Source organism: Burkholderia sp. 4M9327F10 (genome assembly GCF_005503145.1).
Taxonomy (GTDB): domain Bacteria; phylum Pseudomonadota; class Gammaproteobacteria; order Burkholderiales; family Burkholderiaceae; genus Paraburkholderia.
On the sequence record NZ_SCNV01000035.1, the window covers coordinates 30,235 to 49,615 of the forward strand.

The window sequence follows — 19,381 nt, forward strand, 5'->3', positions numbered from 1 at the left end:
GCACCGCTCAAACCGCTTATTCGCCCAGTTTCTCGTCCACGCAACCGGTGCTCGTGCATTCGCGTTCACGCTCGCGCAGGAAAGCAATGCGCTGCTGCGTCAGGTCCGTTGCGCACTGGAGATTAACGAAATAACCCTCGTCTTTTTCAAGGCTGCACTTGGCGTCGCGCTGGCTAAGCCACGCCAGTTGCCCATGCTTGAGCGTGGCCTGCTCCGCCGGTTGCAGCGCCTGCTTGACGCGATCGTATTGCTGGTTCAGATCGCGGTCGGCCTGAGCGAACTGGGTGCTCGAGCAATAGACCTGGTCAAATGCATTGCGGGGCTTGCCGCAGCCGGCCGCATAAGCCGTCATTGAAAAAGCAGCCAGCAGTAAAGGTAGGGCGATTTTTTTCATGCTCAATGCATCCTTTTAATTGAGGAGAAACTTTTTACTGTTACTTGGCCAGTTCCACGGGCAGCGGATAATCCACGCCCGACGCAAGTTCAAACCCGCTCAGCCGAGCGCACTCGATCACTGACGAGTGCGAGTCAGGCATACCGGGTTGTGTCAATTCAGGAGCGTCCGCCGAGCGCTTGTCTCGCGCCGATAACGGTAGTCATCGCGCTGTGCTGCGGCAGCCATGCGCGCATGTGAATGCATGCGCGAGCACGAAAGGTAAACGCTTTTCCGCTTTCTGTGAACCCACCACGAGTAGTTAACGAGTGAGTAATGGATTTATGCAACCGTTTTACAATTTATGGCAAATTTCAAAACATCTTATTTGCTGAAGCGCGGCACGTATGATAGAACCATTGTCGCTAATGATTGTGACGATTGCCGAGTCCGGCCTGACCGAATGCGCCCGCACTACCTCCCGTCCAGCACTTCGCCGTTTTCATCCGAACTGCGCCGCGAAGTTGCCGCTTACCTCGCAAGCGAACTGGATCATCGCTTCGGCAACGCGCTGACCTGGCTCAAGGCGGGCAGCCTGCTGGCACTCGCCTGTGTGTTGTTCGTGACGTGCTTGCGTGCCGGCAACGCCGCCGCGTTTCTCGCCTCTTACATCGGCATGTTCCTGGCGGCCGTGATGCTTTCGGTCAATTCAATGCATGATGCATCGCATGGCGCGCTATCACGCTTCAGATGGCTGAACACACTGGTCATGCGAGCGGTCACGCTGCCGCTCGGCATCGAGCCGGCTTACTGGCAAGCGCGCCATGTGTTCTATCACCACGCTTATCCGAACATCGAGCATCACGATCTCGACACCGAGGCCAATATCTTTCTGCGGCAAACGCCGTTTCAGGCGTGGTATCCGCATTTCCGCTTCCAGCATTATTATTGGCCGGCCATTGCCGCCCTCTCGCTGCCCTATATCAACTGGATCTACGACTGGTCGGATCGCCTCGGCAAAACACCGCTCGCGCAAGACCGGCTGCTACCCGGCTTGCGCGGCTGGGTCGTGTTCATCGCCTCGAAGCTGATTCACTTCGGCGTGTTCCTGTTGCTGCCGCTCGCACTACAGGGTCACACCGTCGGCTACGGTACGGTGTTCGCCGCCTATGTGGCGGGCCAAACCCTTGCTTCATGCATCCTCTTGATGCTGATCCTCGGCACGCATTGGGCAGAGACGCAGTTCTACCTGCTGCCCGGCAGCGGCCGCCTGCCGCACACCCGCGACGAGCACGCTTTCCTGACCTGCTGCGACTGGGTCACACGGCCGGCTTTTATCGGCGCGTGGCTCGGCGGCCTCAATCACCACCTGACTCATCATCTGTTCCCTGGCTACGGCCACCGGCACTATGCTGCCATTGCGCGCATCGTGGAAAGACTTGCGCAGCAACATGGGTTGCCTTATCGGGCCATCGGATACGCTGAACTGCTTGCGAGCCAGCAGCGCTTCCTCAGACAGATGGGACAGCCGCCCGGAAATCCTTGAATGAGTTCAACATGACCACCCTCGTCACGGGTGCAACCAGCGGACTAGGCCGCAACGCGGCCGCCTTTCTGGCACAGCGAGGTGACTCGGTGCGCGCCACCGGCCGCAATCGTGCGGAAGGCGAGGCGTTGCGCGCGCAAGGCATGGAGTTTGCCCCGCTCGATCTCGCCAGCGCCCGCGTCGCTGCCCTCCAGCCCCTGCTGCAAGACGTCGACACGGTCTGGCACTGCGCGGCGCTCTCGTCGCCATGGGGCGCGTGGCGCGATTTTCATGCGGCCAATGTGCAGGCCACTTCGCACCTCGTGCAGGCGGCGGTTGCCAACGGCGTGCGCCGCTTCGTGCATATCTCGACACCTTCGCTCTATTTCGACTTCACGCACCGCCTCGATATCGACGAAAGCTTTCGCCCGGCGCGCTACGTCAACCACTATGCGAGCACCAAGGCCCAGGCCGAGGACGTGATTCGCGAAGCCGCCGGTACACATCCGAACACCACCTTCGTCATGCTGCGGCCACGTGCCATTTTCGGTCCACACGACCGCGTGCTGCTGCCGCGCATGCTGCGGCTGTTGCGCGAGCGCGGCGGCCAATTGCCGCTGCCGCGTGGCGGCGCCGCGAAGCTCGACCTGACCTATGCAGGCAACGTGGTGCACGCCATGCATCTGGCCACCACCTCCGCACAGGTCCGCTCAGGCGACGTCTTCAACATCACCAACGGCCAGCCGACTTCCCTGCGCGAGGTGCTCGACGCCTTGCTGGCGCGGCTCGGCATCGCCTACCGCATCAAGAACGTGCCCTATCCGGTCCTGGACCTCGCCGCCCGCGCAATGCAGGGCTGGGCCTCGGTCAGTGGACGCGAACCGCTCCTGACGCGCTACAGCGTTGGCGCATTGAACTACGACATGACGCTCAGCACGCGCGCAGCGCAAGCGACGCTCGGCTACCAGCCGCTCTGGACGCTCGAGCAAAGCATCGAACAGACGGCCAACTGGATCAAGGCACATGGCGACAATTACGGTTTTTGAAGCCGGCTATTGCACGCACATGGCGTGCATGGCGCTAAAAGGCGCGGGCTTCGCAACCTGCCAGTTTCCTTCACGCGCGTATCTGATCGAAACGGCGCGCGGACGGTGGCTATGGGATACCGGTTACGCGCAGCACTTCTATGACCACACGAAAAGCGGCCTGTTTTCGCTGTACCGGCGCGTCACACCCGTTTATTTCGAGTCGAAAGAAGCGGTGGCCAGTCAGTTGAAAGCGCACGGCATGCAGCCGCGCGACCTGACCGCGGTGATTCTGTCGCACTTCCACGGCGACCATGTTGCGGGTTTGCGCGATCTGCAAGGCGTGCCGACCTACCTGTCAGGCGCCGGCTGGAGCGCGACCCGCGTGTTGCGTGGCATCGGAGCACTGCGCAAGGGCTTCGTGCCGGGGCTGATTCCGCCCGACTTCGAGTCATCCACCGTGTTTATCGAAAGCTTCGAGCGGGTTTCGCTGCCGGCTGAGCTTGCCCCGTTTCGCGAGGGCTTCGGGCTGCCGGGCGCGAATTCGGAAGTAATCCTGATTGAGCTGCCCGGGCACGCCGCCGGCCACCTCGGCGCCTTCGTCAATACGGCCGAGGGCTGGGTACTGCTCGCGTCGGATGCGGCATGGTCGCCGAAGAGCTATCAGCAGCTGGTTGGGCCTTCGGTAATCGCTCACGCCATCATGGACAGTCCCGCTGAGTATCATCAAACCCTGCGAGACCTGAATGCGCTGCACAAAGGCGGCCGCGCGAAGATCTGCCTTACGCACGAAGGAGCATTGTAATGCGGCTGCCGGAAACGCTCTGGTCGTATTGGCAAACGCGACGCCTGCGCTTCGCAAGCCGCACGGCGCTCGAACAGTATCAACAGCGCCGCCTGAGCCATTTCATCGAGCAGCACCTGGTGCGCAGCCCGTGGTTCTCGCAGTATCTCCCGCAGCCGCTGCAAGCATGGCCGCTGATGAACAAGGCGGTGATGATGGAGCACTTCGACCGCATCAACACCGCTGGGCTAAAACTCGACGACGTGCTCGCCTGCGCGATGCAGGCGGAACAGTCGCGCGATTTCAAGGCTACCGTGAACGGCTATAGCGTGGGCTTGTCGACTGGCACCTCGGGATCGCGCGGCGTGTTCGTCGTGAGTCCGCAAGAGCAGGCCAAGTGGGCCGGCGTATTGCTCGCCAAGCTTCTGCCGCGCGGACTCTTTCATGGCGAACGGGTAGCGCTGTTTCTGCGCGCCAATAACAATCTGTATGCATCGGTGCGCAATCCGTGGCTTTCGTTTGAATTCTTCGATCTGTTCGAACCGTTCGAGTCGCATTTCGAACGGTTGAACCGCTATGACCCGACCATTGTGGTCGGGCCGGCCCAGGTGTTGCGAAGTCTCGCGCTTGCCACAGCCGCACGACACCTGACGATCAAGCCCAACAAGGTCATCTCAGGCGCCGAAGTGCTCGATCCGCTCGACAAGGCGCTGATCGGCGCCTCACTCGGAACCGTCGGTGAGGTCTATCAGGCTACCGAAGGCTTTCTGGCGGCCACGTGTGCCCATGGCACACTGCATCTGAACGAAGCGCATATTCACGTCGAGCCGCAATGGCTCGACGACACGCGCTTTGTCCCGGTGATTACGGACTTCACGCGCGTCACGCAGCCGATTGTGCGTTACCGGCTGGACGACATTCTGGTGCGGCGCTCGACGCCCTGCCCGTGCAACAGCCGTGAGATGGCGCTGGAGCGCATCGAAGGACGCTGCGACGACCTGCTGCGCCTGCCGGGTGCAGGCGGTACGGAAGTGGAAGTATTCGCTGATGGCCTGTCGCGCGCGCTTGCGCAAACCCTGCCGCGCTCCGCCGATTACCGGCTGGTACAAACCGGCCCCGCGTCGCTCGCGCTCTACGTCGATGCAGCGGGTGCGCCGCTCACGCAGTACCAGGCTGACCTGAACGTCTATCTGGAGCGCGTGGGCGTCGCGGCAGCTCGTCTGCAGTGGGAATTGCACGCGTGCCTGCCCGCAACCGATTACAGCGCCAAACGCCGGCGCATTACCCGACGCTACGAGACACGCCGATGACCTTGCTTGCTCGCCTGCGGTTCATGGTGCTGGGCTGGGGCTCGGTCGGCGTGGCCTACACGACTGGCCGCCTGGTCTCCGGCGCCCCGAGCATACTTCCCGAGACCGCGCTCGACCGCCTGATTCCGTTCGACCCGGCAGGAATCTGGCTGTACCTGTCGTTCTTCCTGCTCGTTCCGCTCGCCTTTCTGACCACCGAGCCGAAGCGCGTGCGCAATCTGGCCCGTTCGATGCAACTGTGCGCACTGGTATCCGCAATCGTCTTCGTGCTGTGGCCGACCACGCTGGTCTATCCGCGGATTCCGGCCGGCGCAGCAGGCGCGTCTGTGCTGAATGGCCTGATTGCTTCGGACTCTGCGCAAAACTGTTTTCCCTCATTGCATGGCGCGCTGACCTTGTTGTGTGTCGCGGCACTTTGCAGTCGCCGCAAACCCATGCGCAGTGTGCTTGCCGTTCTGTGGGGGCTGGGCATCGGCTGGTCGGTAATCCAGACACGCCGTCACCTCGCGATCGATCTCGGCGCCGGAGTCTTGCTCGGTTGCGCGAGCGGCTGCCTCGTTGCGTATGTACGTCGGCGGCGCGGATCGTCCATGGCTGTCACGTCTACCCACGCCAACGCCAACGCCGCGTTCGAGAGCCCCCTGGAAAGCGAATCATGAATGCAATGGCCGTTCCGTTCCTCATCACGCTGGCCTGCGTGCTGGTGGAGTTGTGGTACTCGCATGCAAAGCGCGGTGTGGCCATTCCGTGGCGCGACGTGATCCTGAATCTGAACTCCGGGCATATCCTGATGTGGTTCTTCAGGGGCGTCGAAGTCGCCGTGTTTGCGTGGATTCTCACGCACTTCAGCCTGCACTGGCTCGATCGCTGGCATCCCGCTGCCGTGTGGCTCTTTGCGATCCTCGCGTGGGACCTTGGGTTCTACTGGATGCATCGGCTGCATCACTCGTTCGCGGTGCTGTGGGCTGTTCACGTCGTGCATCATGAAGGCGAGCACTTCAATCTCTCGCTAGGCATCCGTAACTCGTGGTACTCGTCGCTCACCACGTTGCCGTTTACTTCGATTCCGCTGGCGCTGATAGGCGTGCCGCTCGAGATCTTCATCGCCGTGTCGACGCTGCACTACACGGTGCAGTTCTATAACCACAACGGCATCGTGGGCCGCTCCGGATGGCTGGACCGGTTCCTGGTGACGCCCGCCAATCATCGCGTGCATCACGGGCACAACCGCGAGTATCGCGACCGCAATTTCGGCGGCACCTTCCTGATCTGGGACAAGCTGTTCGGCACGTTTCAGCGTGAACTGCCAGGTGTGCCGATCGAGTACGGCGTCGCCACGCCCACTGCTTCGACCAATCCGTTCTGGGCGAACACGGTGCCGGTGCTGCGCTACGCCGGCCTGCGCCTGCCGCGCCTCACCGGTGGGCGGCGCCTGGCCGTGTCCGACGCCGTCATCGCGACCGGCGGCCTGTTGCTCTTCGGTATCGTCACCTACTATGTGCATCGCAACGGTACGTGGCCCGGATTCGGGCAACCAGTGTTCTTCGCGCTGATCTTCGCCGGCACGCTCGCGCTGGGCGGCATGTCGGATGGGCGCCGCTGGGGTGTCGTGGGCTGGCTCGCAATCGCGGCGCTGTCGTTGGGTGTCATGCCGCTGTGCTTCGGTCTGCGCGATCCGCTCGGCTTGAGCTTGCTCGCGGCCTTCCTCGTCCATAGTGTCGTGGTCGCAATCGTCACGCTGCGTCTTCAGGAGAAAGCAACTCCGTATGTCCAAACCTGAGATCCGCCGCCGCGACCTCGATTTCCCGATGAGCGACGATATCCCCGTCCACTGGCTGGACGGCGAATGCCATATCACGCGCTACTACGACTCCCTGTCGATCATGTTTCCGGAAGGGGAGCGCGCCTTCATCGAAAGCGTCTGCCTGTTTCGCGACGGCATCGCACCCGGCACGCCGTTAGCTCGGGAAGTGGCCGGGTTCATCGGCCAGGAGGCGATCCACCGGCGTGAGCATCAACGCTATAACGCTCGCCTTGCAGCGCAGGGCGCGCCGATCGACGCGCTCGAGCACAAGGTTGCCCGCCAGCAGGAAATTGCGCGCCGCTATCTTCCGGGTCGCGTACGGCTGGCCATCACGATCTGTCTTGAACACTTCACCGCGATGCTGGCAGACCAGATGCTGCGACACCCGGCCACCCTGAAGGGCGCAGATCCGCGCATGAGCCGCATCTGGCTCTGGCACGCCGTGGAAGAAACCGAGCACAAGGGTGTCGCCTTCGATGTTTTCACATCGGCGATCCGCAATCCGGTTGCGCGCTACGCGTTGCGCTGCGCGGCTATGCTGTGGGTCACCGCCATCTTTACGATGCTCGCATGGAGTCTGACGATAAGCCTCGTCAAACACGACCGGCGTCTCACCGACTGGCGCGGCTGGGGGAGACTGCTGCGTTATCACTTCGGCTCGCCTGGGCCGCTCAGGCGCATCGCGCCGCACTGGCTCGCGTGGTTCGCGCCTGGCTTTCACCCCTGGCAACACGATAATCGCGAACTCGTGCGCGCGGCTTACCGGAATGAAGACGTACCGTGGAGCAACAGCCGCGAGGGAGTGTAGAGGCGCGAGGCGGCGGGTGTGGGAGCCTTCTCGGCGCTTCAGTCGAACTTCGTCAATCCGCCGATCAAGCCGCGCCTCGACGCTCGTCGAGAAACACGTCAATCTGCCTCGCATCCGGAGCCGTCGCCGGACCGTGGCGCGTTACGGCCAACGCCGCTGCTGCGTTGGCACGCGTAGCCGCTGTACGTGCGTCTGCGCCGCTCGCCAGCAAGGCGAGAAATACACCGGTATGAGCATCGCCGGCGCCATTGGTGTCGACTGCATCCACCGCGAAACCGGGCACATGATCGCGCTGTCTCGATGCGCGTATCTCGCAGCCGTGTGCGCCGTCGCGCACCACCGTCAAGGCATCGTCCGGCAAGCGGGCCGCGATGGCTTCAAACGCTGCGTCGAGGTCGTCTGTCGTGGCAAAACGCAATGCCTCCAGCCGGTTGCTCGTCCAGATCGACACGCGGACCAACACACGCTCCAGCAGCGCGCCGTCAATCGCATCGACGAGCGGGCCGGGATCGAATGCGACCCTCGTCCCGGCGGGCAACTGTTCCAGCCACGCAACCAGCACTTCAGCCTTGTCCGCGAGCATCAGGCTATACCCGCTTACATAGACGATATCGTGTTGTGTCACCTGCAAGCCATCCAGCACGCTGCGTTCAAGCACACCTTCCGCACCGATATGCGAGACGAAGGTGCGCTCAGCACGTGCGTCGACAAGCGCCACACATAAGCCCGTGTCCTCGCCCGCCACTTGCGGAGCGGCGATCTCCACGCCCTCTTTCACCAGCGCCTCGCGGGCCATCGTGCCGAAACGCCCGCTTCCATGACCGCCGGCATACACCACGCGCATATGGCTGCGACGCGCCGCTGCCATCACATTGAAGCCGCCGCCGACTTCGAAACATGCATTGGCCGCGAGCACGTCGCCCCCCGGCGCAGGCAGTGCGTCGATCTGCATGACGAGATCGACGATCACCTGGCCGGTATGAATCAATCGGCATACCTTCGCGGGAGCTGCCTGAATCATGCTGTCTTCCAGTTTTTTGCCGAATGGCGTGCGCCGCCCAGGCTTGCATAGACGCCTGCTGCGATCACGAAAGTGACAATCCAGCCAAGGCCATTGCGGCCGAGCCACGAGTTGGCGAATACGCCATGAATGGCGCCGGTCGACAGGAAGCAGAACCCGAGCACGATGGCGAGCGCCCATGCACTCAAGGCACGCCACTCGACGCCGCCTTTGTACCAGTATGCGCTACGCGGCGAGACATCCAGCAGATCAGTTGCCAGGTATTCCTGACGATGGATCAGGTCGACCACAAAAATCCCGACCCACGCCGTAATCGGCACAGCCAGCAACGAGATAAAGCCGATAAACGGACCATAAAAGCTGCCGGCGATCAGCATAAAGTAGATCGAGCCGCTGAAGATCACCACCACGTCCACCACCACCGCCTGAACCCGTTTGACTTTGAGGCCGAGCGTCAGCGTCGTGAGGCCCGCCGAATAGACTGAGAGGTAGTTGGAAAGCAGCAAGCCGCCGAACGCCGTGATCAGATAAGGGATCGCCATCCAGGTCGGCAACATGTCGCGGATCGCGGCAATCGGATCGGAGGTCGATGCGAGCTGATCGTTGCCGACCGCCAGCAACGCGCCAAGCGTGACCAGCAGAATCAGCGGAATGCCTGCGCCGAATGCGGCCGAGGCCACCAGAGCCGGACCCTTGACCGACGGCGCCTGATAGCGCGACATGTCCGCGCCCGCATTTGCCCAGCCAATCCCGGTGCCGGCCGCAATCGTGCCGATGCCGATGATGACCGCGCTGAGCGGCGCCGGTGCGACATGGAATACGCTGTGCCAATCGATGCGCGTGGCGAGAAAACCGGCCACCACCAAGTTGAGCACCCCGAACACATAGGTGGACCACTTCTGGATCACCAGCAGCGTGGCATGGCCGAAGCCCGAGACGATGAGCGTCAGCACGACGAACACGGCAATGAACACGAGTGTGAGTACCGGCGCCTGGGTGGCCTGCGCAGGCGTGCCGAACAGAATGGTTGCGAGCGAGAGGAGCACGTAGGCAGCCGTGGTGGTGTTGACCGTCTCCCAGCCGAGCCGCGACAGCAGCGAGACGATGGTCGGGCCAATGTTGCCGCGCACCCCGAAAATGGCCCGCGACAGGGTGAGACTCGGAGCGTGACCGCGCCGTCCGGCAATCGAGATCACACCGACAATCGCGAACGATCCCGCCGCGCCGATAATCGCGACCAGCGCCGCTTGCCAGATCGCCAGATGCTGGAAGGCGACGAGGGTTGCGCCGAGCGGCAGGCCGAGAATGCTGATGTTGGCCGCGAACCAGACCCAGAAGAGCTGGCGCGGATGTCCACTGCATTCACCAAGCGGTACCGGTTCGATACCGCGCGTCTCGACTTGGCGAGCGCTGTTTGACGGGCGTGACGAAGCCATCTGAGTCGAATCTCCAGATTGAAGGAAACTGCCGAAACGGACCTGCGCGTCAGTCGGTGCGGGCGCGCAGTCCAAGCAAACGGTCGGCCAGCGGATCGAGATCGAGCGCATTCACGCGCCGAATCGTCGCCACCGGCTCGGCTGGCAGCGCGTCGTAGCCCGAGCACGCGCCCAGAATCGCACCGAGCATCGCCGCGATTGTGTCGGTATCGCCGCCCAGGCTCGCGGCCGCGCCCAATGCGGCCTCGATCGAGCCGCCACGGCGCTCGGCGTCGACCGCGAGCGCAAAGGTAGCGACCACCGATTCCTGCGACGCAACCGAAGTGCCGATCACGTCGTAAATCACATCCGCGACATCCTGCTCCGCGCAGCCGCGGATCAACTCACGCGCATGGCGCAGACGCGGGGCAATCTTTCCGCCGGCCACCCAGAAGCCGCGGCTCGCCGCCTGCTCCGCCATCTCGATCCCCGCTTCGAGCGCCACCGCCAGGCTCGCGCCATTCACGCCCGCCGACACCGCCGCCGCAACCGCCGCCGCGCTGGCAATACCGAGCGTGGTGTGATGCGTGACGATGCACGACTGCACCACCGCGTCGATAAAGCGCTCGCGCTGCCTGAGATCGAACGCAATGCCGACCGGCGTCACGCGCATCGCCGCGCCGTTGGTGGTGCCGAAGCGCCCGGTACGCAACGGATCTTCTCCAGCAGCAATACGTTCGATCGCCTGTTTGGTGGACGGTCCAAGCAGGTCGAGCGAGCCACGCGCTTTCATCGACGCTTCCCACTCCATCAACGCGTGCGCGAACGCCCTGGGTTCGATCGTGCCGTTACCCTCGACCAGAAGCTCGGCCACCAGCACCGCCTGCTCGGTGTCGTCGGTAATCGAGCCGGCCGGCAAACCGGGGGCGATGGGCTGATCGGCAAACGCACTCTCCAGCTTGCCGATCCGTCCAAACTGTTCGGCAATCCGCTCGCGGCTTAGCGATTGCGTCGGCATGCCGTAGGCATCACCGAGGGCAAGGCCATAAAACGCGCCACGCGCACGGTCCGTCCACTCGGGGTGGGTCAAATGCAAAGACGAAGACATCAGAATTCCAGGTGTAGTGCAAAAAACGCCGGATCCAGCAGGCTCACGACGTACTCGATGATGCGGTCCTCGCGGTCGCGCGTGAGCCGTCGCGAACGCAGAAACGATGTGCCGGCGCGGCGCTTGAGCAGGCGCGCATCGGCCGCTTCGAGGCCAATCACTTCGGCCCACTGCTCGCCGTGATGCGGCACCATGCCGTGCTCGATCAGCGTGCGGTTCAACGAACCGCCTGCCAGCCCTTGCAGCGGCAACGCAGCAAGCTCTTCGCTGAACGGCAGACGGCTGCGCTCCAGCGAGATGCATTGCGCCTCGGCGCCGATCACGCGCATGCGGTCGATCGCCACAAAGGTCGAGCGCTTGAGCTTCAGTTGCTGTGCAAGCATCTCGTCTTCGACCAGCGCAATCTGCAGCACGCGGGTCTGGGCGCCGCCCTCCGCTTTTTCAATGGCGGTGGTCCAGCCAAGCGTGCCATCGAGCGTCTGGCCGTTGAATGTCACAAACGACCCGATGCCACCCTTGCGCGTAATCAGCCCGCCGTTGGTCAGCAGGTCGAGTCCCTTGCGCACCGTGTTGCGGCTCACCGCGAAGCGCTCGACCAGTTCGTGCTCGCTTTCAAGCTGTTGCCCGAACGGCAGGCGTCCGCTCAGAATTTCCTGCTCGATCGTGGCGGCTACCATATGCGCCTTCGAGCGCCCGACTTCCGCGCTCTTTACTGCCCGTTTCACCATCTTGCGGCTCCTGTGCCTGGGAAGACCCGGCCATCGCGGCGACCGGACCTTTACTCGAAAAGCACAAGTATGCACATGTTTTCCTTAAAAGCGCTGCACGATGCCCAGCTGAAATCCGCGCGCATCCGCGCCGGGGTAGGCGAGCGGCAGCCCGGCATTGGCCGAGCCCGCCAGCCGGTATTCCGCCTGGCCGCGGTTTTGCAGGAACGAGAGCGCGCTGTAGATGGTCGTGCGCTTGGACAATGTATAGGTGTAAAGCGCGGCTACCTGGCTCGCGTTGTTGCCCTGTCCGGTTTCGTCGTGCAGATAGGTGTAGCCGAACGCGAGGGCGCTCGACGCCGTGAACTGATACAGCGCCGATGCGCCGTACACGTTCACATCCAGATCGATATCGGCCCACTTCGAACCGCTCCATCCCGCGTAAAGCGTCGCCTTGCCGATCTGATACGAGAGCCCCGCCTCCTCGGTCCGGTCCGTCGCGCTGCCGTCCGCGCTCTTCACGGCTTGCACGGCGAACACGGCGGCGACCGGTCCGCGCGAATACGTGACATCGGCCTGGTAGCTCGAGCCCGGCGAGCGGAACCCGCCCGCATCGCCAAGACCCGCGTAGAGACTGAACTGCAGGCCGGCCAGCGTCGGCGATGTATAGGAGACCGTATTGCTCGTGCGCACCGTATAGGTCATCAGATTACTGAAGCCCGATGCCTGAGTCGAAGCGCCGAACGCGTCGAGGCCACCCTGATCGTTGAACAGCGGCGAGTTCTGGCGGCCGGCGCGCAGTTCGCCCCAGCCGCCGGATACGCCAACCCAGGCAGCGCGATTGAACAGGCTGCCCGGCGAGGCAAACGTGCCGTCGTTGGGGTTGAAACCGTTCTGCAGATCGAAGTTGATATGGTTGCCGCCGCCGATGTCCTCGGTGCCGCGCAGGCCGAAACGGCTCGCCCATTGTCCCGACGAGCCGAGCGCGCCGGTGTAGCCGCTGCCCGTGTTCACCACCTGGACGAATTCGTCCAGGATGCCGTACAGGGTGACGCCCGAATCCGCGTGCGCGGCAGGTGCGAGGCAAATCAGCATTACAGCGGCCGGCAGGCGAATGTTCATGATGGGCGATGTCGGGTGGGCAGATCGCGGGTACGACTGCCTGTTCCTTTTTGCATGCCTTAAAAAGTACATGTAGGAACATGTACGAAATCTAAGCCGCCGAATCCCGATGGTCAAGCAGGACCGAATAAGGGGAAACCCGTGCAGCGATGCGCGCGGCGCCAACGCAGCTATGATGTGTCACTCCATCGCTCCGGATCCCCTATGCTGACTGTCCATCACCTGAACAACTCTCGCTCGCAGCGCGTTCTGTGGTTGCTTGAAGAACTCGGCGTGCCCTATGAGATCAAGCGCTATGAGCGTGACGCGAAAACCATGCTCGCGCCGCCGGAGCTACGCGCCATCCATCCGCTCGGCAAAGCGCCGGTCATCACGGACGACGGCCTGACCATCGCGGAATCGGGCGCCATCATCGAATATCTGGTGGACCGCTACGGCCAGGGGCGCCTCGCGCCGGCAGCCGGGACGCCCGAGCGGCTGCGCTATACGTACTGGCTGCACTATGCGGAAGGCTCGGTCATGCCGCCGCTGCTGCTCAAGCTGGTGGCCCTGCGCATCGGCAGCGCGCCGATGCCGTTCTTCGCCAGACCGATCGCCCGCAAGATCGCTTCGACGCTCGAAGCGAGCTTCGTCGATCCGCAGATCAAGCTGCATCTCGGCTATGTCAACGACGCGTTGACGCCCACCGGCTGGTTCGTCGGCAACGAGTTCAGCGCCGCGGACGTGCAGATGAGCTTCCCGCTCGAAGCCGCCGCCGCGCGCGGTGGCGCCAACGCCAATATCGCGGCCATCCAAGGCTTTCTCGAGCGCATCCATGCAAGGCCCGCGTATCAGCGTGCGTTAGAGCGCGGCGGCAAGTATGAGCTGCTGAGCTAAGCTTGTCCGACCGCGGGCGCAGTGCTCGTTCGCTGCGCCCCAGCGCTCCCATTGCGCTCGAACGTTGAGATCGGCCCAAGCGCTGCGAGCCGCAAACGCTCAACACCGTCGGCAAGCGCGAGCACCGTCTGTTGTCCATCGCGCTCGCGAATACTGAGCGTCTGGTCGCGTTCATCGCGCGGTCCGACGGCGACGAAGACCGGCACCTGCTTTTCGCGGGCATCGAAGATTTTCTTCTCCAGCCGTTCGGGACGATCATCGAGAACGGCCCGCACGCCCGCCTCTTCAAGCGCTTGCAAGACCTGCACCGCATACGCCGCGCTGGCGTCGTTGATCGTGGCCACCACGACCTGTTCCGGTGCGAGCCACACGGGCAACCAGCCTTCGTGATGCTCCAGCAGCAGTGCAATGAAGCGCTCCAGGCTACCTAGCACCGCATGGTGAATCATCACGGGCCGTTCCCGTTCGTTGCGCTCATTGACGTACTGCGCGTCGAGCCGTTCCGGCAGAACGAAGTCGAGCTGAACCGTGCCGCATTGCCAGCTCCGCTCGCGGCTGTCGATCAGATGGAACTCCAGTTTGGGACCGTAGAATGCGCCCTCGCCTTCGCGCACCTCGAACGCGAGCCCGGCTGCAAGCGCCGCTTTGGCCAGCGCCGCTTCAGCGCGATCCCATACTTCGTCGCCGCCGGCGCGCAGCGCGGGGCGCGTCGCCAGGGCCACCGAGAATGCAGGAAATCCGAGGTCGGCGTAGACAGTGCGCAGCAGGTCGCAAAAGCGTCCGACTTCGCTTTCTATCTGCGTTTGCATGCAGAACACGTGGGCGTCGTCCTGAACGAAGGCACGCGTGCGTTTGAGTCCTTCAAGCGAGCCGGACGGCTCATCGCGATGGCAGGCGCCAAACTCGCTATAGCGCACCGGCAACTCGCGATACGAACGCACACGCTGATTGAACACCTGAACGTGGCAAGGGCAACTCATTGGCTTGAGACAAAGCGCGCGCCCTTCGGCAGCACCTTCAGCATCGCTCTCGCCCAGTCCTTCGGAGAACGAAAACATATTGGCGCCGAACTTCTCCCAATGCCCGCTGCGCTCCCATAAAGAACGAGCCAGCAGTTGCGGCGTGCGGATCTCGCGAAAGCCCGCGCGTCGCATTCGCTGGCGAATGTAGTCCTCCAGCACGCGGTACAGCTCCCAACCTCGTGGATGCCAGAAAACCATGCCGGGGCCTTCCTCCTGCTGGTGGAAGAGGTCCAGTTTGTTACCCAGTACGCGGTGATCGATGTCGTTCATAGTACGCTCTGTTTGATTTGAACCATCGACGGAGGGCTATAAACGCCAAGGGCCCCGTCCGTCTCCGGCGGGGCCCTTGGGGGTTTGCTGCAGCTTGCTTCTCTCTAGCGCGCGCAACCTCCAGACGACCCGCCCATATGGGTGGTCGTCGTGGTGGTGACAGCCGCGAAGGAGAACGAATAGAGATCCATGGATCGACAATAAACGATCTGATAGCGCTACGTCAATCGCCGACCGCGGGAACGTGCGGCGCTCCGTTCACCGCGGGCGCCACTTCGAACGCCTCGCCGGTGGCGAAGAAGGTCCCGCCTGCTACGTAATGGCAGGTCCGCAGATCCGGATCGTCGCCGAAGTGCCAGCGGTTCTTCGAATAGACGCGGCTATCGGCGTAGGCCGCCACCACCTCGCCGATGATCAGGTCGTGGCGCTGGCTGTCATCGGGAATCACCTTGCATTCGAGCCACGTGATGCAGCCGGCCAGCATGGGCACGTCGATGCGCTCACCCGGAAACGTCTCCAGACCGAACGCGGCGAACTTGTCGAGCTCGGCGCCCGGCGTCGTGCCGACCGCGAGCGTTTCGCGGGCAAAGCCGCGGCTTGGCAACTGCAGACCGAACACGCCGCTCGCCTCGATCAGTTGCCGCGTCAGCGTGCGGCTATCGACCACCACCACGACCTTGGGCGGATTGAAATCGAGCGGCATCGCCCACGACGCCGCCATGACATTCGTGCGCCCCGCATGGGCGCTGGTGATAACGGTGACCGGACCGTGATTCAGTAACTGGGTCGCCCGCGACAATTCCACTGCTTCTCTGGTGCCTTTCATACGTCCCTTCATGGTCCAAGCTGTCTGTCGATCCGCGCGGCGTGCCGGCGCCATCCGACGCGCGCCAGATGGCATTCTAGCCAGGCTGCGGCGCTCGCGTGCCCACGCAAGCGCGGACGACCGGTGACTGGTCCAGGGAGCGCGGCAGCACCGCTCGCGGACCCCACCGGGCACGCCACAACGTTTCGACACGCATCGAAACATGCGGCCCACGCGAACGCCTATGATGGCAACATCGCAGCATCCAGCTTGCATGGGATCGATCATGTGCCCTCATCCGAATATCGCGTCCACCGCCTTCCTGATCGCCGACCCGGCGCGCGCCAGCATGCTGATGGCGCTGGTCGACAGGCATGCACTGCCCGCCGGCGAGCTTGCCTACGCGGCCGGCGTCACCGCGCAGACCGCCAGCACGCATCTGGCGAAGCTGCTGGCCGGCGGCCTGGTCGAAGTCGAGGCACAGGGACGGCACCGCTATTACCGGCTAGGCGGGTCGCACGTGGCCCTGCTGCTGGAAAATCTCGCCTCGGTCACGCCGTTGAGCCGTCCACGCGTGAAGCCGTTGAGCGCGGACGCGCAGAAGCTGCGCTTCGCGAGGTGCTGTTACGACCATCTGGCGGGACAACTCGGCGTGGCGGTGACGCAGGCGCTGGAGCGCCGCGGCGTGATTGTGGCAGCGGCGGACAAGCAGTTCGAGGTCACGCCGGCTGGAATGGAATGGTTCGGCCGCATGGGGTTGAACGTGCCGGAGTTGCAGCCCACCCGGCGTGGCCTCGCACGCCAATGCCTCGACTGGTCGGAGCGCCAGCATCATCTGGCGGGGCCATTAGGTGTGCAGTGGATGAGCCTGCTGTGCACGAACGGCTGGCTGCGGCGGGTCAAAACAACGCGCGCCGTGCAGGTGACGCCGCAAGGCTGGGTGTGGCTGAAGGAGCAACTGGGCATAGAAGGCAGACTGGGAGAACTCGCCCACGACGCATGAGCCTCTTACTCATGGACGGTGGTGGCGTTGCTGCACGCCTCGCGAGCGCGCGCCCTCATTGCAGGCCGGCCCGCGTTAGCTCTTTTCGCCGTGCGCAACATCCAACGGTTTGTGCTGCTCCTCGCCCAGCCCGGGGAAAAACGCATTCCACGCCGCGCGGACCCCTTGCGCAGCGGTCGCCTCAGCGCTGAAGGTGTCGACTTCGCCTGAGCGGGACGGATCGGCGGACAGTCCTCGCCAATGCGTGAATACGAGCAGGGGCTTCTCGCTCCACTCATCGGCGCCAAACTTTGCAAACGCCGTATCGCCGCTCACTAGCTGAACCTCGTACCAGCCATCGCGGACGGGCGTATAACGGTCCAGCGGAAACCACACAGTCGGTCGAATATCCATTATGTCCTCTCCGAACCAAAGATCGTCACACGCAGACATCAGGCATTCTTCATGCCCGGTGTTGTGTGCAAGCGCGGCAAGTGGAGCGTGAAACCCGTTGAATACCAAGGCGCTGTGGCTGCGCAGCGAGGCGGCTATGCGTCATGACAGATCCGCCAATCACGGAGCACCACCGGTCCTGGCGAGCGTAAAACTTACACAGCACGCGGCGATTGATTCGTTCGCACGCTAATTCATTGGAGGAAAGTGGGCCACAAAGCAATCGGATTGCTGATGCGGCACGTGGTGAAAGCATGAGCCGGATTTAAAGCCGCGCCGGAAAGCCAAGTTTCCCACCGGCTACCTCGTCGTTTGTCCAGAGCTTCCACTCCTGACCATCAGTTGTTATTCGACATTAGCGCAAAAATCATTGACAATTGCCGAGGCCAAATACCCTCAAATTCTTTGGCTGACATCCTGCTTTAAATTTCAAGTATGTCAAATGAATGAGAACAACAACGAACATACGGGGTTTAAACATGCGTAAATTCGCAAATTACATGCTGTGCGCCGGCGCCACACTTGCCATAGCGCTGCATAGCGTCAATTCTCACGCCGACGACGCCAGCCGTGCTCAACTGATCCAACAACTTATCCAGAGCCAGCAGGGCGGCAAGACAGGATCCATCGAAGAACAGGTCGCCAAAGCGTTACTGCTGCAGGCGCAGAAGCTTAATCCCGACGTCGCACAGGATAAGTGGGCCGCGATAGAGGGCCAGGTGAATACGGCTGTCGCCAATATGCTCGCTCAAGGTGGTGGAGTAATCGAAACAACAACGCGCGCTGGCGTCGCCAACCTCTCGGACGCAGACATCACCCACCTTATTTCGATTTATCGCGATCCCGTCCTCGCCAAATACATGAGCGCGCTTTCGAACCCTGACATTCAAGCGAAAGCTCAACAGGCGACAATGGATAGCGGGCTCCGGGTCAGCGAGTTGATCAATTCGGTTTTGGAGAAGAACGGACTACAGGTCGCTCACTAGCCCAATCTCTGCCTGTGTGTCGCCTGAACGCTTCGGCGTGCGTCCTTCAGGCGCCGCACACTCAAACCCGCTTGCGCGAATCACGCAGACTGCCGGAATCGGGCCAATCCGTCTCTCATATGCCGAGCGAGTTCGCTGACCGCAGGCGAGTTCTGGTTTGGCGACAGGTGAAGATTGATCGCGAAGCCCGGGAGTAGGGGAAGACCACTTTCGGGTGGCAAGATGTCCAGCTCGGGAGGCACGGTGGATGCGAGCCACGCCGTGACGGCGAGATCGGAGCGCACTGTCGCAGCCGTTGCGTCGACGCTCCCGTTTTCGAACACGGTACGCCACGACAAGTCGCGCTTGCGAAGCGCGTTGAACACCGTTGGCCGGAACGCACAGGTTTCCGCCACCATCGATACGGGCAGCGGGCGTTTTTGATGCGCCGTTCCCCCTCTCGCACCCACCCAGACCAGACGTTCTATTGCAAGGCATTCGCCACGGGATGTCCCCGGCAATTCCTCGACCAGTGCAATATCGATCTCACCGCGCTTGAGGCTTCGTAACAGGTCCGGCGAGGCCGCGCAGAGGAGCGTGAGTTCCACCTGCGGATGAGCTTGCGCATAGGCTTTCAGAATCGGGCCAAGAAGCGGTCCGACGAGGTCCTGCGGTGCGCCGAGTCGAACCGTGCCTTCCACCGTGCCCTCTGTCATTGCTGTCCACAACGCGTCATGCACGGCCAGCAACCGCTGCGCGTCCCCGAGCAGCCGTTCCCCCGCTGACGTGAGGCGCAAGTCGCGATGATCGCGGAAAAACAAGGGGCCAGACAGCGCTTCGAGCCGGGCAATCTGTTGGCTGACTGCGCCTTGGGTCAAATGCAGCGCATGGCCGGCGGCAGTCATGCTGCCGTGTTCGGCGGTGGTGACGAATGCGCGAAGCAATGCGATGTCGAGATTGCGTGCCATTCATCCATTATGAACGCTAATGGAAACCATCAAAAAGT

At 62.7% G+C, this 19,381-nt stretch carries 20 protein-coding genes; 10 read left to right on the forward strand and 10 right to left on the reverse strand.

The window, feature by feature from the left end; genetic code table 11:
• Positions 1-16 precede the first annotated feature (16 nt).
• The gene (locus FFS45_RS26455) at positions 17-394 is read right to left on the reverse strand and encodes a lysozyme inhibitor LprI family protein (RefSeq protein WP_137957593.1); all 378 of its coding nucleotides are present in this window, start codon (positions 392-394) and stop codon (positions 17-19) included.
• 442 nt (positions 395-836) lie between these two features.
• Here FFS45_RS26455 and FFS45_RS26460 point away from each other — a divergent pair, with 442 nt between their 5' ends.
• Genes FFS45_RS26460 through FFS45_RS26490 form a run of 7 tightly spaced genes read left to right on the forward strand, consistent with a single transcriptional unit; the run spans position 837 to position 7,629 of the window.
• Complete coding sequence (locus FFS45_RS26460; protein ID WP_137957594.1) at positions 837-1,919, forward strand: acyl-CoA desaturase; 1,083 nt, start codon at positions 837-839, stop codon at positions 1,917-1,919.
• A gap of 11 nt (positions 1,920-1,930) precedes the next feature.
• Positions 1,931-2,944 carry an NAD(P)-dependent oxidoreductase gene (locus tag FFS45_RS26465; protein WP_137957595.1) on the forward strand — a complete coding sequence of 338 codons (1,014 nt, stop codon included), beginning with the start codon at positions 1,931-1,933 and terminating at the stop codon, positions 2,942-2,944.
• Positions 2,922-3,728, forward strand: coding sequence for an MBL fold metallo-hydrolase (locus FFS45_RS26470; protein WP_137957596.1), 807 nt, complete (start codon positions 2,922-2,924; stop codon positions 3,726-3,728). The genes FFS45_RS26465 and FFS45_RS26470 overlap by 23 nt, the downstream gene beginning before the upstream one ends.
• Positions 3,728-5,017, forward strand: a complete 1,290-nt coding sequence (locus FFS45_RS26475) for a F390 synthetase-related protein (RefSeq protein WP_137957597.1) — start codon at positions 3,728-3,730, stop codon at positions 5,015-5,017. The genes FFS45_RS26470 and FFS45_RS26475 overlap by 1 nt, the downstream gene beginning before the upstream one ends.
• Complete coding sequence (locus tag FFS45_RS26480) at positions 5,014-5,676, forward strand: phosphatase PAP2 family protein (RefSeq protein WP_137957598.1); 663 nt, start codon at positions 5,014-5,016, stop codon at positions 5,674-5,676. Before FFS45_RS26475 ends, FFS45_RS26480 begins: the two co-directional genes overlap by 4 nt.
• Positions 5,673-6,797: a sterol desaturase family protein gene (locus FFS45_RS26485; protein WP_137957599.1), complete on the forward strand. Its 1,125-nt coding sequence runs from the start codon at positions 5,673-5,675 to the stop codon at positions 6,795-6,797. The genes FFS45_RS26480 and FFS45_RS26485 overlap by 4 nt, the downstream gene beginning before the upstream one ends.
• Entirely contained in the window at positions 6,784-7,629 is an 846-nt protein-coding gene (locus tag FFS45_RS26490) for a metal-dependent hydrolase (RefSeq protein ID WP_137957600.1), read from the forward strand. The genes FFS45_RS26485 and FFS45_RS26490 overlap by 14 nt, the downstream gene beginning before the upstream one ends.
• 64 nt (positions 7,630-7,693) lie before the next feature.
• Here the strand turns inward: FFS45_RS26490 and FFS45_RS26495 are convergent, their stop codons facing one another.
• The 5 genes from FFS45_RS26495 to FFS45_RS26515 form a co-directional block, all read right to left on the reverse strand.
• Positions 7,694-8,650: a PfkB family carbohydrate kinase gene (locus FFS45_RS26495; RefSeq protein ID WP_137957601.1), complete on the reverse strand. Its 957-nt coding sequence runs from the start codon at positions 8,648-8,650 to the stop codon at positions 7,694-7,696.
• On the reverse strand, positions 8,647-10,086 hold the full coding sequence (locus FFS45_RS26500; protein ID WP_137957602.1) for a cytosine permease: 1,440 nt from the start codon (positions 10,084-10,086) through the stop codon (positions 8,647-8,649). The genes FFS45_RS26495 and FFS45_RS26500 overlap by 4 nt, the downstream gene beginning before the upstream one ends.
• Positions 10,087-10,135: 49 nt before the next feature.
• Positions 10,136-11,173, reverse strand: coding sequence for an ADP-ribosylglycohydrolase family protein (locus FFS45_RS26505; RefSeq protein WP_137957603.1), 1,038 nt, complete (start codon positions 11,171-11,173; stop codon positions 10,136-10,138).
• Entirely contained in the window at positions 11,173-11,901 is a 729-nt protein-coding gene (locus FFS45_RS26510) for a GntR family transcriptional regulator (RefSeq protein WP_137957604.1), read from the reverse strand. The genes FFS45_RS26505 and FFS45_RS26510 overlap by 1 nt, the downstream gene beginning before the upstream one ends.
• 84 nt (positions 11,902-11,985) lie before the next feature.
• Complete coding sequence (locus tag FFS45_RS26515) at positions 11,986-13,002, reverse strand: porin (protein WP_137957605.1); 1,017 nt, start codon at positions 13,000-13,002, stop codon at positions 11,986-11,988.
• Between the two features lie 204 nt (positions 13,003-13,206).
• Between FFS45_RS26515 and FFS45_RS26520 the strand changes: the two genes are divergently transcribed.
• A complete protein-coding gene (locus tag FFS45_RS26520; RefSeq protein WP_137957606.1) occupies positions 13,207-13,878 on the forward strand; it encodes a glutathione S-transferase in 672 nt (223 codons plus the stop codon).
• Here FFS45_RS26520 and thrS read toward each other — a convergent pair.
• A complete protein-coding gene (gene thrS / locus FFS45_RS26525) occupies positions 13,875-15,170 on the reverse strand; it encodes a threonine--tRNA ligase (protein ID WP_137957607.1) in 1,296 nt (431 codons plus the stop codon). The genes FFS45_RS26520 and thrS overlap by 4 nt on opposite strands.
• 223 nt (positions 15,171-15,393) lie before the next feature.
• Positions 15,394-15,996 carry a flavin reductase family protein gene (locus FFS45_RS26530; protein WP_137957608.1) on the reverse strand — a complete coding sequence of 201 codons (603 nt, stop codon included), beginning with the start codon at positions 15,994-15,996 and terminating at the stop codon, positions 15,394-15,396.
• 253 nt (positions 15,997-16,249) lie between these two features.
• Between FFS45_RS26530 and FFS45_RS26535 the strand changes: the two genes are divergently transcribed.
• Positions 16,250-16,978 carry a winged helix-turn-helix domain-containing protein gene (locus tag FFS45_RS26535; RefSeq protein WP_249362934.1) on the forward strand — a complete coding sequence of 243 codons (729 nt, stop codon included), beginning with the start codon at positions 16,250-16,252 and terminating at the stop codon, positions 16,976-16,978.
• Between the two features lie 75 nt (positions 16,979-17,053).
• Here FFS45_RS26535 and FFS45_RS26540 read toward each other — a convergent pair whose 3' ends face one another.
• The gene (locus FFS45_RS26540; protein ID WP_137957610.1) at positions 17,054-17,371 is read right to left on the reverse strand and encodes a hypothetical protein; all 318 of its coding nucleotides are present in this window, start codon (positions 17,369-17,371) and stop codon (positions 17,054-17,056) included.
• Positions 17,372-17,889: 518 nt separating this feature from the next.
• Between FFS45_RS26540 and FFS45_RS26545 the strand changes: the two genes are divergently transcribed.
• Positions 17,890-18,396: a hypothetical protein gene (locus FFS45_RS26545; protein WP_137957611.1), complete on the forward strand. Its 507-nt coding sequence runs from the start codon at positions 17,890-17,892 to the stop codon at positions 18,394-18,396.
• Positions 18,397-18,476: 80 nt separating this feature from the next.
• Here FFS45_RS26545 and FFS45_RS26550 read toward each other — a convergent pair whose 3' ends face one another.
• On the reverse strand, positions 18,477-19,343 hold the full coding sequence (locus FFS45_RS26550) for a LysR substrate-binding domain-containing protein (RefSeq protein WP_137957612.1): 867 nt from the start codon (positions 19,341-19,343) through the stop codon (positions 18,477-18,479).
• Between the last annotated feature and the right edge of the window lie 38 nt (positions 19,344-19,381).